The 15,325-nt window shown below is 56.4% G+C and carries 12 protein-coding genes; all 12 read left to right on the top strand.

The genetic code is table 11. From position 1 onward, the window contains the following. Positions 1-76: 76 nt before the first annotated feature. The 12 genes from ftsH (at position 77) to M3A44_10830 (ending at position 15,249) form a co-directional block, all read left to right on the top strand. Positions 77-1,999 (top strand): ATP-dependent zinc metalloprotease FtsH, encoded by a 1,923-nt coding sequence (ftsH, locus tag M3A44_10885; GenBank protein ID MEQ6342132.1) that lies wholly within the window; start codon positions 77-79, stop codon positions 1,997-1,999. 55 nt (positions 2,000-2,054) lie between these two features. After that, positions 2,055-2,876 (top strand): dihydropteroate synthase, encoded by an 822-nt coding sequence (gene folP, locus M3A44_10880; protein MEQ6342131.1) that lies wholly within the window; start codon positions 2,055-2,057, stop codon positions 2,874-2,876. Positions 2,877-2,948: 72 nt separating this feature from the next. Beyond that, entirely contained in the window at positions 2,949-4,307 is a 1,359-nt protein-coding gene (glmM, locus tag M3A44_10875; protein ID MEQ6342130.1) for a phosphoglucosamine mutase, read from the top strand. 116 nt (positions 4,308-4,423) lie between these two features. Continuing rightward, positions 4,424-5,347, top strand: a complete 924-nt coding sequence (locus tag M3A44_10870; GenBank protein MEQ6342129.1) for a sulfotransferase — start codon at positions 4,424-4,426, stop codon at positions 5,345-5,347. A 15-nt stretch (positions 5,348-5,362) separates the two neighbouring features. Next, a complete protein-coding gene (locus tag M3A44_10865) occupies positions 5,363-6,595 on the top strand; it encodes a glycosyl hydrolase (protein MEQ6342128.1) in 1,233 nt (410 codons plus the stop codon). Beyond that, positions 6,588-7,541: a glycosyltransferase gene (locus M3A44_10860; protein ID MEQ6342127.1), complete on the top strand. Its 954-nt coding sequence runs from the start codon at positions 6,588-6,590 to the stop codon at positions 7,539-7,541. The genes M3A44_10865 and M3A44_10860 overlap by 8 nt, the downstream gene beginning before the upstream one ends. Then, positions 7,534-8,679, top strand: coding sequence for a glycosyltransferase family 4 protein (locus M3A44_10855; GenBank protein ID MEQ6342126.1), 1,146 nt, complete (start codon positions 7,534-7,536; stop codon positions 8,677-8,679). The genes M3A44_10860 and M3A44_10855 overlap by 8 nt, the downstream gene beginning before the upstream one ends. A gap of 36 nt (positions 8,680-8,715) precedes the next feature. Then, positions 8,716-9,363, top strand: coding sequence for a 3-isopropylmalate dehydratase small subunit (gene leuD / locus M3A44_10850; protein MEQ6342125.1), 648 nt, complete (start codon positions 8,716-8,718; stop codon positions 9,361-9,363). Positions 9,364-9,368: 5 nt separating this feature from the next. Continuing rightward, positions 9,369-10,445, top strand: a complete 1,077-nt coding sequence (leuB, locus tag M3A44_10845; protein MEQ6342124.1) for a 3-isopropylmalate dehydrogenase — start codon at positions 9,369-9,371, stop codon at positions 10,443-10,445. Positions 10,446-10,529: 84 nt separating this feature from the next. Then, positions 10,530-11,555, top strand: coding sequence for an aspartate-semialdehyde dehydrogenase (locus M3A44_10840; GenBank protein MEQ6342123.1), 1,026 nt, complete (start codon positions 10,530-10,532; stop codon positions 11,553-11,555). Between the two features lie 97 nt (positions 11,556-11,652). Continuing rightward, positions 11,653-14,490 carry a hypothetical protein gene (locus tag M3A44_10835; GenBank protein MEQ6342122.1) on the top strand — a complete coding sequence of 946 codons (2,838 nt, stop codon included), beginning with the start codon at positions 11,653-11,655 and terminating at the stop codon, positions 14,488-14,490. A gap of 6 nt (positions 14,491-14,496) precedes the next feature. Further along, positions 14,497-15,249, top strand: a complete 753-nt coding sequence (locus M3A44_10830; GenBank protein ID MEQ6342121.1) for a hypothetical protein — start codon at positions 14,497-14,499, stop codon at positions 15,247-15,249. The last annotated feature ends 76 nt before the right edge of the window (positions 15,250-15,325 follow it).

Below are 15,325 nucleotides of genomic sequence, written 5' to 3'. Positions count from 1 at the left end.
GATAAATGCATTATGGCCAGTGTTAGGTTGATATATACTGTATTTCTCTTAAAGCAGAGGCGCACACGTGAGTGATATGGCAAAGAATATAATCTTATGGGTGGTGATTGCCGTCATCCTGGTGTCGGTGTTTAACAATTTTGGCCCACCTCAGGTTGCCTCGGCGCAGCTTGCCTATTCGCAGTTTATCGCGGATGTAAAGCAGGGTAATGTCCAGAAGGTCGTGATCGAAGGGCGCACTATCCAGGGTATATATCAGAGTGGCGAGAAATTCGTCACCTATAGCCCCGGCGACCCCGGCCTGGTTGGTGATTTGCTCAACAAGGGCGTAGTCATCCAGGCCCGTCCGCAAGAGCAGCAGGGTGTGCTCATGCAGATGTTTATCTCCTGGTTCCCGATGTTGCTGCTGATTGGCGTGTGGATTTTCTTTATGCGCCAGATGCAGGGTGGCGGCGGTGGCGGCCGTGGCGCCATGTCATTCGGTCGCAGCCGCGCTCGGATGATGGGTGAAGATCAGGTCAAAGTAACCTTCGCGGATGTCGCGGGCGTGGAAGAGGCCAAGGAAGAAGTGGCTGAGCTGGTCGAGTTTTTGCGCGACCCCAGCAAGTTCCAGAAGCTCGGTGGAAAGATCCCACGCGGCGTGTTGATGGTAGGTTCGCCCGGTACTGGTAAGACGCTGCTGGCCAAGGCTATCGCAGGCGAGGCCAAGGTGCCGTTCTTCTCGATTTCCGGTTCGGACTTCGTGGAGATGTTCGTCGGTGTCGGCGCGGCGCGAGTGCGCGACATGTTCGAGCAGGGCAAGAAACATGCGCCGTGCATCATCTTCATCGACGAAATTGATGCTGTGGGCCGTCATCGCGGCGCCGGTTTGGGTGGCGGGCATGACGAGCGCGAGCAGACCCTTAATCAGTTGTTGGTTGAAATGGATGGTTTCGAAGGCAGTGAGGGCGTGATCGTGATCGCTGCCACCAACCGCCCAGACGTGCTGGATCCCGCTTTGCTGCGTCCCGGCCGCTTCGACCGCCAGGTGGTGGTGCCGTTGCCCGATGTGCGTGGCCGCGAGCAGGTGCTTAAAGTGCATATGCGCAAGGTGCCGATTGATGATGATGTCAAACCGGCGATCATTGCGCGTGGCACGCCGGGCTTCTCCGGCGCCGATCTTGCCAACCTGGTGAATGAGGCTGCTCTGTTTGCGGCGCGCTCCAATCGCCGCACCGTGGGTATGAACGACTTCGAGAAGGCCAAAGACAAAATCATGATGGGTGCGGAACGCCGCTCCATGGTGATGAACGACGAAGAGAAAAAGCTCACTGCCTATCACGAGGCAGGCCATGCCATCGTGGGCTTGAGTGTGCCCGCCCATGACCCCGTGCATAAAGTGAGCATCATTCCACGCGGCCGGGCTTTGGGTGTAACCATGTTCCTGCCGACCGAGGATCGTTACAGCTATAGCAAACAACGCCTGGAAAGTCAGATTTCCAGCATGTTCGGCGGGCGGGTTGCCGAGGAATTGATCTTCGGGTCGGAGGCGGTTACGACCGGCGCCAGCAATGATATTCAGCGTACTACCGAACTTGCCCGCAGCATGGTGACCAAGTGGGGCCTGTCCGAGAAGCTTGGTCCGTTGACGTATGCCGAGGAAGAAGGCGAGGTGTTCTTGGGTCGTTCCGTAACGCAGCACAAAGGGGTCTCGGATGAAACCGCGCATACCATCGACGGGGAAATTCGCATGATTGTCGACCGCAACTACGAGCGTGCCAGACGGATACTCACCGAAAATATGGACAAGCTGCATGCCATGGCTGCCGCGCTGATCAAGTACGAGACCATTGATGCCGAGCAGATTGGCGATATCATGGCAGGCAAAGAGCCGCGTGCGCCGAAGGACTGGGGTGAAGACTCCGGGTCTAGTTCCGGGCGTGGTGCCAGTGCGGAAGCTTCCAGCGAGGGTGGCAAGCCCGCGGATGGCACGATAGGCGGGCCGGCAGGCCAACATTAGTCTCAGTGTGGGGGCAGGTTTGAAACTTGCCCCCGCGCCAAAGCCTGTTTATACAATGGATTTTACCGGGAAGCTGCTCGATCTCAATCAGCCCCAGGTGATGGGAATACTCAATGTCACCCCCGATTCCTTCTCGGACGGGGGTATTTTTTTGTCCGCGCAAACTGCACTCGCCGGGGCGCGGCGGATGGTCGAAGAGGGTGCGGCGATTATCGACGTGGGCGGCGAATCGACCCGTCCTGGTGCTGCTCCCGTTTCTGTTCAGGAAGAGTTGGATCGGGTTATTCCTGTCATTGAAATTATTTCACGAGAACTCCCGATTATTGTATCCATAGATACCAGCAAGCCCGAAGTTATGCGTGCGGCGGTGGCCGCAGGGGCCGGTTTGATCAATGATGTCCGAGCGCTTAGAGAAGAAGGTGCGCTACAGGCTGCGGCGCAAGCCTGCGTGCCGGTATGCCTGATGCATATGCAGGGCGAGCCGCGCGTCATGCAGCACTGCCCTCACTATAACGATGTGGTCGCAGAGGTGGGGTCCTTTTTGGTCGAACGGATCCATGCCTGTGTGGCGGCGGGTATTCCCCGCGCGCGGCTTTTGGTCGATCCGGGTTTTGGGTTTGGCAAGGCTTTGGGGCATAATCTGCGCCTGTTTAAACATTTGGACGCTCTCCGTGATCTGGCGTTGCCCCTGGTTGTGGGTGTATCGCGAAAATCCATGATTGGAGCGGTGCTAGGCAAGCCGGTGGAGCAACGTCTCCATGGCAGTGTTGCCCTGGCGGCGCTTGCGGTTTGGCAGGGGGCCTCTATTATCCGTACCCATGATGTGCAGGCCACTGCGGATGCTATAAAAATGGTGTGGGCTGTCAAGCAGGCGTAGGCGTGTGTTCAGAATAGATGGGCCAACCGCCCCTGCTATCGGAAGAAACATGGACTTAAAAGGGTGATAACAATGAGCAAGGGCCAGCAGAGAAAATATTTTGGCACGGACGGTATTCGCGGGCTGGTCGGGGAAACACCGATCACTGCGGAATTCGTTCTTAAGCTGGGCTGGGCGGCCGGGCGCGTGCTGACCAAGGGCGGGCGCGGCAAGGTGCTGATCGGTAAAGACACCCGCATCTCAGGTTATATGCTTGAATCCGCGCTTCAGGCAGGATTGTCTTCCGCAGGCGTCGATATTCACCTGCTTGGTCCTATGCCGACACCTGCCATAGCGTATTTGACCCGCACGCTGCATGCACAGGCGGGCATTGTCATCAGCGCGTCACACAATCCTTTCCAGGATAACGGCATCAAGTTTTTTTCCGCGCGCGGGGAGAAGCTCCCTGACGAGGTCGAGCTGGCCATAGAAGCGGAGCTTGATAAACCCATGCACACAGTGGATTCCTCGTTGCTGGGCAAGGCTGAGCGTGTGCGCGATGCCGCAGGGCGGTACATTGAGTTTTGTAAAAGCACCATACCGGGCAATGTCGAGCTGCGTGGCATGAAGCTGGTGGTGGATTGCGCACATGGTGCGACATACCATGTCGCGCCGCATGTGTTCGAGGAGCTGGGCGCAGAAGTTATCCGGCTGGGCGTGCAGCCCAATGGGCTGAATATCAACAAAGGCTGTGGTTCCACGCATCCGGAAGCTGTGCAGGCCGCCGTGCTTGAACACAAGGCGGACTTGGGGATTGCGCTGGACGGCGACGGTGACCGGCTGATTATGGTGGATCACAAGGGCGAACTGGTGGACGGCGATGAACTGCTGTTTATCATCGCCCAATCGCGGCGCGAAGCCGGTAATCTCAAGGGCGCGGTGATAGGTACGGTAATGAGTAACTTGGGTCTGGAACACGCGTTGTGCGCCATTGGGGTGGACTTCCGGCGCGCGGCGGTGGGTGATCGTTACGTGATGGACCTGCTCCGCAAGGAAGGCGGGACATTGGGCGGGGAGTCGTCTGGCCATATCATCTGCCTGGACTGCACTACCACCGGCGACGGTATTGTGTCGGCATTGCAGGTATTGGCGGCGCTTATGCAGTCCGGGCGTTCCTTGCATGAATTGAAATCAGGGATGGCAAAGTACCCGCAGTGCCTGGTCAATGTGCGCACCGATAAAAAATTCGATTTTGCCGCATCCAGCCATGTGCAGGATGCGCTGCGCGAAGTGGAGTCGCAGTTGGCGAGCAAAGGCCGGGTGTTGCTGCGTGCCTCTGGCACTGAGCCCTTGATACGTGTGATGATCGAAGGCGTTGACGCGCAACAGGTCGAGTCGCTGGCAAATTATTTGGCGGCAGCGGTTCGTCAGGCTTACGAAATCGCAAACTGATTTTTCCGCAGTGCTAAAAATGTTTAGTGGCGCAATCCCACAGCCAACCAAAAAATGCGCCAGATGTTAGCGTATAATGGCGAATTTATACACTTTACCAAGGCGCAAGGTCGGTTGTGAGTGAATTTTGGCGGAAGGTTGAGAAAACACTAGCTTATCATAGCCGCAGGACATTAAACGCTGCGCGAAGCGTGGCCTGGGAGGTGAGGCGCCATGTGGCGCAACGCCCCATTTTTATTTTGGGGTGCAGCCGTGCGGGCACTACCTTGGTGTACAAAACATTCTCCGAATCCCTGGAAATTGGCTCCTTGCAGCGCGAAACCCATGACTTTTGGGTTGATTTACATCCTTTACAGGAAAAAAACTGGGATACCCATGCGTTGGACGCCCAGGATGCCAGCCCGCAAGACCGTGACGCCGTTTCGCGCTATTTCTATAGCAACACAGGAAAACACCGTTTTGTAGACAAAAACAATCAGAACGGATTGTGTGTGCCCTACCTTTATGCTCTTTTCCCTGATGCGCATTTTGTTTATGTCAAGCGCAGCCCCGGCGACAACATCAACTCGCTGATAGAGGGGTGGGGTAAGGCGGACGAATTCGCCACTTGGTCAAACGATCTGCCCGAAACCGTTGCTGTTGATGATGGCCGCTATGCGCGCTGGTGTTTTTTTCTTGCCGAAGGATGGCGAAATTATCTGCGCGCCCCTGTTGAAGAAGTCTGCGCATTTCAATATAGAGCTATTAACCAGGCGATCATCGAGGGGCGCAAGCTCGTCCCCCCCGCGCAGTGGAATGAAATATTTTACGAAGACTTGGTCAAGGATCCGGTCGCGGGATTTCGACGATCTTTTGAATCATGTCGCCTTGCATTCACGCCAGCGCTGGAAAGACATTGCGCGGAGGTGCTGGATATCCCTTACAACGCCTTTTCCGAAATCCGCCTCGACAAATGGCGGGATGGACGCAATCATGAGCGCATCGAGCGTATTATGCCCTCGGTTACCGATGTGGCGCGCGCGATGGGGTATGACTTTTAAAGCCTATCCAAAATAATGCAGCTTTTAGTCGCAATATTGCTTTTATGGTTCACGGCAGGGGCAGCGCTGGTTTGGCGCTATCGTCGCGAGTTGCTGTCTTTATGGCGCGAGCCGGTGTTGCGCCGTCCTGTGCTGATTATCGAAAGCGATGACTGGGGGCCTGGACCCAAGGCGGATGCGCAGCAATTGCATCGCATTGCCAAGGTGTTGTCGCGCTATAAGGATAGCGAGGGACACCCTCCCGTGATGACGCTGGGGGTGGTGTTGGCTGTGCCTGATGCAGAGCTTATGCGACAGGAAGGCTGCCAGCGCTATCACCGCGTTTTGCTTTCCCACTCTCAGTACCCGGCGATGCGCGACGTTATTCAGCGTGGTGTTGCATCCGGTGTGTTCGCGCTGCAATTACATGGCATGGAACATTTCTGGCCTCCTGCGTTGATGACTGCTGCGGGCCTCGATGCCGGTATCAGGCGCTGGCTTACCAGCGATGATTCAAGAACGGAAGGTCTGCCATCACACCTGCAAAGCCGCTGGATTGATGCCTCAAGCCTGCCTTCCAGTCCGATTCCGGAAAGCCAAATCAAGGCCGCCGTGACCGAAGAAGTTGAAGCATTCATTGCAATTTTTGGCTGCCCTCCGCGTGTTGTGGTGCCGCCCACTTTTGTATGGAATCCAGTGGTTGAGAAGGCGTGGGCCGACGCGGGTGTGCATGTCATCGTCACGCCAGGGCAGTGCTATGAGGCGCGCGATCATGTGGGAGCCTTGATCGCCTCTGGCGGCCCCATCCTGAATGGCCAAACGGGCGCCGGTGGTGTGATGTACGTGGTGCGCGACGATTATTTTGAACCGGCACTCGGCCACATGGCCGAAAAAGGGCTGGCAGCGATGCAAATAAAGTCCCGCATGGGCCGGCCAACCCTGCTGGAGACGCATCGCTTTAACTTTGTTGATGACCCGGATGTGGCGGATGCCGCGATCAGCGAACTTGATGGGTTACTCGCCGGAGCATTGCAGCGTTTCCCGGATGTAATCTTTACGTCTACGGAGCATCTTGCGCACCGTATGGGCATTGCTGACGCAAGCCTGGTGGAAATTAATACGATGCGCCGCATAGCCGTGTGGCTGCTGCGGTTGCGCGAAGTGCCCCGGTTGTGGAAGCTGGCGTGGCTGACGGGCGCCATAGTCCCTGCTGCGCTGTTATTTTTCACGGCGCGTCTTTTTTGCGGGGGCGTGAAGGACAATGGGTAAGCCCGCTTTTTCCGTTATTATCGCCGTATACAATGGTGCAAACACTATTCGCCGCGCCATTGAATCGGTATTGTCGCAAACCTATCCCGCGCTTGAATTGATTGTGGTGGATGACGGCTCCACTGATACAACAGCCGCGGAGGTGGCGCAATTTGGCGGGCATGTGCGTTATGTGCATCAATCGAACGCCGGGGTTTCCGCCGCGCGTAATGCTGGGGCACAGCTTGCGACAGGCGAGTGGCTGGCATTTCTCGACGCGGATGATTGGTATTATCCTGATCGGTTGCGGCTGCATGCAGAATGGATAGAGCGTGATCCCGCACTGGATTTTCTAACTGGTGATTACGATTATATTCGCTCCGACGGCAGCCGGATCAGCCGGTCCATGGAAAAAACCGAGGCAGGCTCCATGATTTTGAGAAGGGCCGCAGGGCGCCGCGAAGTCCTCATGGAAGAGGACGAAATCAGCCTCTTTATTGAAAATCATTTTGGGGACACACACACCTTGAGTGTGCCACGCAAAACCTTTCTGGAGTTGGGTGGTTACCCGCTGGGCCGCAGGGTATGCGAGGACGTCAATTTTCTGATCCGCCTCTGCGCCCAGAGCAAGCGTATCGGGGTGGTGTGTGAGCCGATGGCCGTCTATTTTATACACGGCAACAGCGTGACGCGCTCGGATCCGTTGCGTGCCCAGCAGCTTACCGTGGAGGCGCTGCTTCCCCTGAAAAATACGTTGGCCAACGCCCCCACGTTGATAAAACGCGGCTGGCGAGGCCGCTTGCGGCGCGCCCGGTTGAATCTGGCCTACGTACTGCTTCGGCAGGGCAGGCAGGGCGAGGCGATCCGCGCTGTTCTCCCTTCTCTCGTTGCAAGCCCCGGTTTTACAACCCTGCGTGATTTGCTCTCGATAATGCGCGGTGTCAGTAAGGGAAAAAACCATGGATAAGCCGCATCGCTATCTGGTAATTACAGAGTTGTTCCTGCCTACCAAAGGAGGGACGGCGGTGTGGTTTGACGAGGTTTACAAACGCATTGGCGGCAAGGAGATTCATATTGTAACGGCGGATGTAAACGGTGCCGGAGCGTATGACGCGCATCATCCGAACAGCATTCATCGCATCTCATTGCGCCGCCATTGGTGGCTGAGGCCGGAATCCCTGGCAATGTATGGCAAGCTATTAGCTAAGTCACTGAAACTTGCGCTGCAGAATAAATTCGATGCCATTCATGCCGGGCGCGTACTGCCAGAAGGTTTAGTGGGTTTGGTGGTGGCGCGGCTGGTTCGCCGTCCGTTGGTGGTTTATGCCCACGGCGAAGAAATCACTACCTGGCGTCAGCCAGGGAAATTCCAGGCAATGGTGTTTACCTATAAGCACGCGGATCGAGTTATTGCCAACAGCGATTTCACTCGTGACGAGTTACTCAAGCTTGGCGTTCGGGCGGATAAAATCTCGCTTATTTCTCCTGGTGTGGATATTGATCGCTTCCATCCCGGTTTGGCGGTTGCGGATTTGCGTGCATCCATCGGGCTGGCGGAAAATCAAAAGTTGATCCTGTCCGTGGGCCGCTTGAGCCGCCGCAAGGGGTTTGACCAGGTCATCAAGGCGCTGCCGATCTTGTCGACGCAGGGCATCGACGTTCATTATGCGATTGTTGGCGTCGGTGAAGATCGTGATTATCTGATCTCTTTGGCGCGCGATGCCGGCGTATCAGAGCGGGTGCATTTATTGGGGCATGTTATCCCGGATGATCTCCCTCGCTGGTATAATGCCGCAGATGTATTCGCCATGCCCAATCGTGAAATAAACGGTGATAATGAAGGGTTTGGCATGGTATTTTTGGAAGCATCGGCGTGTGGCAAGCCTGTTTTGGCGGGGCAGGCGGGTGGTACCGGCGCGGCGGTGCTTGATGGTGTGACCGGCGTGAGAGTTGATGGGGCGTCAACCGAGGCTGTTGCCACGGGAATGATCAGCTTGCTCGGCTCCCCGGAATTCGCCCGTCAGCTTGGCGCGCAAGGCTGCAACAGAGCGTTCGCCGAATTCGCCTGGGAAAAGGTGGCTGAAAAAACGCTGAGCATTGCATAACTTTTAATGCAGACTTGATTTTCGTAAAGGGTCCATATGGAAAAATTTATTCGATTGACAGGTATTGCGGCGCCCTTGGACCGTCCCAACGTGGACACGGATGCGATCATTCCCAAGCAATTCCTGAAATCCATCAAACGTACCGGTTTTGGGCCGAACCTGTTTGACGAGTGGCGTTATCTGGATCATGGCGAGCCAGACCAAGATAACAGCGCGCGCCCATTGAACCCCGATTTCGTGCTCAACCAGCCGCGTTATCAGGGCGCGAGGATCTTGCTGGCACGCGCCAATTTCGGCTGCGGTTCGTCGCGTGAACATGCCCCTTGGGCGCTGCAGGATTATGGTTTCCGTGTGATTATCGCCCCCAGTTTCGCTGACATCTTTTACAATAACTGTTTTAAAAATGGTTTGTTGCCTCTTGTGCTCGATGCCGGCAGCGTAGACAGGCTGTTCAATGAAGTTGAAGCGCAGCCGGGGTATATGCTGACGGTGGATCTGGAGCAGCAAACGGTGGCAACACCTGGCGGCGAACTGTTTACGTTTGAAGTCGATGCGTTCCGCAAGCATTGCCTGCTCAATGGGCTGGACGATATCGGCCTGACGCTGCAATATGTGGACGACATCAAGACTTATGAAAAGAAGCGCGGCGCTGAGGCACCTTGGTTGTTTGGCAGGCAGGATTAGGATCGATGACTAAAAAAATTGCGGTATTGCCCGGTGATGGCATTGGTACTGAGATCGTTGCAGAGGCGGTGAAGGTGCTGGAAGCATTGCGTCGGGACTTTGGGTTGGATGTCGAGATGGAGCAGGCGCTGGTGGGCGGCGCGGCCTATGACGCCGCCGGCCATCCACTGCCGGAGCAGACCTTGACCCTGGCCAAAGCGGCCGATGCGGTGTTGTTGGGGGCCGTGGGCGGTTACAAGTGGGAGTCGCTCGATATTGCGCTGCGCCCCGAAAAGGGTCTGCTGGGATTGCGTTCGGAGCTGGGGCTGTTTTCCAATCTCCGCCCAGCTATCTTGTACCCCCAGTTGGCGAATGCCTCGACGCTTAAGCCCGAAGTTGTCTCTGGTCTGGATATCATGATCGTTCGCGAGCTGACTGGCGATATCTATTTTGGCAAGCCGCGCGGCATCCGCGTCCTGGAAAACGGCGAGCGCGAAGGCTTTAATACCATGGTGTACCGCGAATCAGAGATTGAGCGCATTGGCCGCTCCGCGTTTGACATCGCCATGCGCCGCGATAGACGCGTGTGTTCGGTGGACAAGGCCAATGTTCTGGAATGCACAGAGCTATGGCGCGAGGTGATGACTCGTGTCGCCAAGGACTACCCGGAAGTGACACTGAGCCATATGTATGTGGATAACGCCGCCATGCAGTTGGTGCGCGCGCCCAAGCAGTTTGATGTAATGGTTACCGGCAATATGTTTGGTGATATCCTGTCCGATTGTGCGGCAATGCTGACAGGCTCGATTGGCATGTTGCCTTCGGCGTCGCTGGATGCCTCCGGCAAGGGTATGTATGAGCCGATACATGGTTCGGCACCGGATATCGCCGGTAAAGGCATCGCCAATCCAGTGGCGACCATCCTGTCGGTGGCGATGATGCTGCGCTACTCACTGAGCCAGCCGGAATTGGCCGGGCGCGTCGAATCGGCAGTCAACAAGGTGCTGGATCAAGGGCTGCGCACTGCGGACATTTACACGCCGGGCATGCATAAGGCAGGCACGGCTGAAATGGGTGATGCGGTGGTGAATGCGCTAAGGTAGGGTGCGCTGTGCGCACCGGAATTTGGCGCATAAACGCATCCTGCATAGGAGCTAGAAACCGAATGTTCAATTTCAAGGTATGACATGAGCAAAAAGTACGATGTAGCGGTAGTGGGTGCCACCGGCGCGGTGGGTGAGACTATAATATCCATCCTTGAGGAGCGTAACTTTCCTGTCGGTACGCTTTATCCTCTGGCGAGCAGTCGCTCTGCGGGTAGCCGGGTGCAGTTCAGGGGTGAGTATCTGAGGGTGCAGGATCTCGCGGAATTCGATTTCTCCAAGGTGCAGATTGGCCTGTTTTCGGCGGGTGGTGAGGTTTCCGCGATATACGCTCCCAAGGCGGCAGAGGCGGGGTGTGTGGTCATCGACAACACCGCGCATTTTCGTTACGAGGCGGATATTCCCCTGGTCGTGCCTGAGGTTAACCCTCACGCGATTGCGCAGTACCGTGTGCGCAACATCATTGCCAATCCCAACTGTTCTACCATCCAGATGCTGGTAGCGCTAAAGCCTATCTACGACGCGGTAGGAATAGAACGCATCAATGTCTGCACCTATCAATCGGTGTCGGGCACCGGCAAGGAGGCTATCGAGGAACTGGCGGGGCAGACGGCCGCGCTACTTAACGTCCAGCCGATAGCGCCGCGTGTCTATCCCAAGCAGATTGCGTTTAATGTGTTGCCGCATATTGATGTCTTCCTGGAGAATGGCTACACCAAGGAAGAGATGAAGATGGTGTGGGAAACACGCAAAATATTTGAGGATGATGCCATTCAGGTTAATCCCACTGCTGCGCGGGTGCCGGTGTTTTATGGTCACTCCGAGGCGGTGCATATCGAGACCCGCGACAAAATCAGTGCGGAGCAGGCGCGTGCGCTGCTGGAAAAGGCGCCGGGTGTCGTGGTGCTTGATGAGCGTAAGCCGGGCGGTTATCCAACCGCCGTCACCGAGGCCGTGGGTACGGATCCTGTCTATGTCGGGCGCATCCGCGAAGACATCTCGCACCCCCGGGGTTTAGATTTGTGGATAGTGGCCGATAACGTTCGCAAGGGTGCGGCCTTGAATAGTGTTCAGATAGCCGAGATTTTGATAAAAGACTATTTGGATTGATAGCTTGCCTGCCGCGGGATAATACGCTGGCCGCCCCTGCGTTTTTAATATACCGCGATGCTTGGCAGTAAGGACGTAGCGAAGACTGGAGAAATAGATGCGCAAGCTGGCTCTGACGTTGGTTCCGCTGGTGTTGTTGCAAGCCTCGGGCGCTTATGCGCTGGGGGTAGGGGATATCGAACTGCATTCGGCGCTCAATCAGCCGCTGAATGCCGAGATCAGGCTGCTGTCTGCGACACCCGCCGAGTTGCAAGGTCTGACCGTGGCACTTGCTCCCGAGGCGGCCTTTGCTGGCGCGGGGGTGGAGCGGCTGGGGTTGTTGACCCAGCTCAGATTCAATGTTATCCAGAAGTCGGATGGCTCTCACGTCATCAAGGTGACATCCAGCCAGCCAATCCGCGAACCTTTTCTCGATTTTCTCGTTGAGGTCAACTGGTCGAGCGGGCGCTTTGTGCGCGAATATACCGTGCTGCTCGATTTTCCGGTATCGGATGGTGGCAAGCCTGCCCCGATAGAGGTACCTGTTTCCACGCCTTCTCCCCCCGTTGCTCCACGTCTTGAAGCCTCTCCGGCAGCGCATCCTCAATCCCAGGTCGAACCCTCAGCGCCATCCCCATCTCCCATGGCTGGCAACGGCACCAGGAAAGTAGCCGTGCGTGAAAGATCCTCCACTGCCGGATCGAGTTATGGACCTACAACAAGAACCGATACTTTATGGAAAGTCGCAAAGGAGATGCGCCCGGATAATTCCGTCAGTATTTCACAGGTGATGCTGGCATTGGCGAAGAACAATCCGCACGCGTTTTCCACGAGTAATGTGAATACTCTGATGGCGGGTTATATCCTGCGCCTGCCTCCCATGGACGCAATCCACGCCGTTCCCCAGCAGGAAGCCGCACACGAAGTCGCCATGCAATATCAGCAGTGGTTAGGCGGGCAAAAGGGTGAGGTTTCCCCCGTGCGCACTGAGAGTACGCCCGCAGTGGAAAAGGGCGGCGGTGGCGCGCAATTGAAGTTGATTACGCCTGATGGCGGCAAAACGGCCGTGACTACAGGCGGTGGCGCAAAGGCCGGCGCACCGGATGCCAACGACCTGGCATCATTGCGTAAGGACTTGGCTGTGGCGCTAGAGTCGGTGGATACCACTCGCCAGGAAAATGAGGAGCTGCGTACCCGCCTGACGATGCTGGAGCAGCAAATCTCCTCCATGCAGCGCCTGATGAATCTCAAGAGCGGCGATCTTGCGGCCTTGCAAAATAAGGCGGGTTCAGCAACCGCCACTGAGGCAGCGGCTGCGAAATCTGTAGTATCGGCGCCGGCGGTAAGCAGCAAGCCTTCCGTCAAACCGCAGCCTGTTAAGGCTCCAGAAGCAGAGCAACCGGTTGCAACGGATGCAATAACTGAAATCACCAATAATCCCCAGCAATTGGGCATGATCCTGGGTGGATTTTTGCTTGTATCAGCATTGTTGTGGACCCTTGTGCGTCGGCGTCGGCAAGCCGCGATAGATATCCAGGAAGGGGCTTTTGCACCACAAGGACGTGATAAGTTCGCCTCTAGAGCGGCAAGTGCGTCTACCCCGGCAATTGCTCCCGCGAGCGTCGAAGGTGATGATAAAGCAGTACCGGAAGCGGCCATGGGTCTGGGTGATGCCCATGTCATCCATGCTGATGAGGACGTGATTGATCCCCTTGCCGAGGCTGATGTGTACTTGGCCTACAGGCGGTACGATCAGGCCGAATCGTTAATCAAAGAGGCCATGCGTCAAGACCCCGGTAGGCATGAACTTGCGCTGAAGCTGCTGGAGATTTATCACGCGACCAAAAATGCCGATGCCTTTGAGACGCAGGCCGAGACACTGTATGCCACTCTGGGTGGCGAGGGTCATCCCCTGTGGCACAAAGTGGTGGAAATGGGTAAACAGGTCTGCCCCGGGCATCCTTTGTTTGGTAAAGCAGCGCCCGAGGATATGCCGGATGGGGCAGTGATTGCCGGAATCGCTGGTGTCGGCGCGGCTGCCATAGCTGGCGCGGATGCGTTCTATCCAGATCAAAATGCTTCGGCTCAGCATCTAAGCGATTTTTCGCTGCCCGACGCGCAAGCCGAAGGGTCATACGATAGTTCCGCTGCCGGCGAGATGGATTTTTCTGAGTTAGAGCTAGGCATGCCCGCCGGGCAGGACGCAGTTCTGGAGGCTGCGGTGCAACCCGCCAGTGCCGATAATTCCATCGATTTTGATTTTGGATTTAGTGAGCAGGCAAGTGTTGATGCGGCGCCGAGTCAGATGGAAGAGCACCTGCCTGCTGACGCGCTGCTGGATAACTCCCTGGACTTCGATCTTAGCCTGAGCGGGGCGATCAACAACCTGAGCCAAGAGGTCAACAGCAATTCCGTGGTTGACGATGTTCAGGAGGTGGCGGAAAACGCTTCGAGTGTATTCCTGCTTGATGAGCAGGATACGAGCGAAGCGAGTAATACCATTACAAGCATGGGGATGGAAGAAAACCTTGACGCTGAGCTTGAAGCTATACAGCTCGCTACCGCTGAAGAACCAGCGTCTATCCTGGAAACCGCATCGGATCTCGCCTTTAATCTTGAAGGCAACAGCTCGGTCGATCATGACTTTGGCCTTCTGGCCCAGGAAACCGGTGAAGCAGCGGAGGCGGTGGTTTCCAAAGAGCCCGCCGATGATTGGGATCTGGAGGCCGCGTTATCTGCTTTTGACGGCACCGCCCCCGAGGATGTGCCGACGCAAGAAGCTGATGATGACCTGTTTGCCGGGATCGACATGGTAGGCACCAAGCTGGATCTCGCCAAGGCATATATCGACATGGAAGATCAGGAAGGCGCGAGAGTGCTGCTGAACGAAGTGCTGGATGAAGGAGATGATTCGCAAAAGCAGGAAGCTCAGGAGCTAATGCAACAGATTGCTTGATCGGCAATGATGGCAATCCATCCAGTCATCCGCGTTGTGAGTTTTATTGTCATGGCAGGGTTTCTTTCACTCGGTGATTTGAATCCCCTGCTGATGGCCGCTACGGTCCTCGTGATTCTCTATGGCATGGCTGGTGGCGTTCATCTTAAGCCAGCTATGTTAATGCTGCGGCGTATGCGCTGGCTGTTTCTTTCCCTGGTGATCATTTACTTCTGGTTCACCCCCGGCGAACCGCCTCTCTTATTATCGCCCGCATTGTCCGTCTGGCTGCCCACCCTCGAAGGAATGGAGGAGGGGGCGATACGTATCGTTTCTCTGATTGCATTAGTGCTGGCGGTTAATCTCCTGTTGCAAACCACATCCCGCGAGCAATTGTTGAGCGCCATTCACTGGCTGGCCAGGCCATTACGGCTGCTGGGTGTTTCCCATGACAGATTGGCGGTGCGCATGGCCCTGGTGCTTGAGACGGTGCCCAAGGTGCAGGCGTTAACCCTGAAGGGCACAAGTACCCTGAAGGGCAGCGCGCAGCCTCCCCTCCGGGGGGCAAGGGCGGCCCAACCTGTCACTGCCACACCACAGAGCCGGACTGTTGACCGGATAGGCGATGCCGCTGCGGTGCTGTACCAGCAGGTATTAGTGCGCGCTGATGACGAGATCTGCCATGCTGTCGAAATCCCTGAGAATGGACGCCCTGCTGTCAGGCAATGGCTGTACCCGGCGGCGCTGGGTGTGGCGCTTTGGCTGGCTCATCTACCCTGAAGGCATTGCGCCCTTGCGGGTGGCACAAGATGCGGGCCAAGTTGGCGCGTAGGGGAGCGCTTCGCGCAACCTGACC

The sequence above is a fragment of the Gammaproteobacteria bacterium genome (assembly GCA_040183005.1).
In the GTDB taxonomy this organism is placed as follows: domain Bacteria; phylum Pseudomonadota; class Gammaproteobacteria.
This window is presented reverse-complemented; position numbering and strand designations above follow the sequence as displayed.

Coding starts and splice junctions, on each gene's coding strand:
- ftsH (MEQ6342132.1), top strand. CDS start 77: ATGGCAAAGAATATAATCTTATGGGTGGTGATTGCCGTCATCCTGGTG.
- M3A44_10860 (MEQ6342127.1), top strand. CDS start 6,588: ATGGGTAAGCCCGCTTTTTCCGTTATTATCGCCGTATACAATGGTGCA.
- glmM (MEQ6342130.1), top strand. CDS start 2,949: ATGAGCAAGGGCCAGCAGAGAAAATATTTTGGCACGGACGGTATTCGC.
- M3A44_10855 (MEQ6342126.1), top strand. CDS start 7,534: ATGGATAAGCCGCATCGCTATCTGGTAATTACAGAGTTGTTCCTGCCT.
- M3A44_10865 (MEQ6342128.1), top strand. CDS start 5,363: ATGCAGCTTTTAGTCGCAATATTGCTTTTATGGTTCACGGCAGGGGCA.
- leuB (MEQ6342124.1), top strand. CDS start 9,369: ATGACTAAAAAAATTGCGGTATTGCCCGGTGATGGCATTGGTACTGAG.
- M3A44_10840 (MEQ6342123.1), top strand. CDS start 10,530: ATGAGCAAAAAGTACGATGTAGCGGTAGTGGGTGCCACCGGCGCGGTG.
- leuD (MEQ6342125.1), top strand. CDS start 8,716: ATGGAAAAATTTATTCGATTGACAGGTATTGCGGCGCCCTTGGACCGT.
- M3A44_10835 (MEQ6342122.1), top strand. CDS start 11,653: ATGCGCAAGCTGGCTCTGACGTTGGTTCCGCTGGTGTTGTTGCAAGCC.
- folP (MEQ6342131.1), top strand. CDS start 2,055: ATGGATTTTACCGGGAAGCTGCTCGATCTCAATCAGCCCCAGGTGATG.
- M3A44_10830 (MEQ6342121.1), top strand. CDS start 14,497: ATGATGGCAATCCATCCAGTCATCCGCGTTGTGAGTTTTATTGTCATG.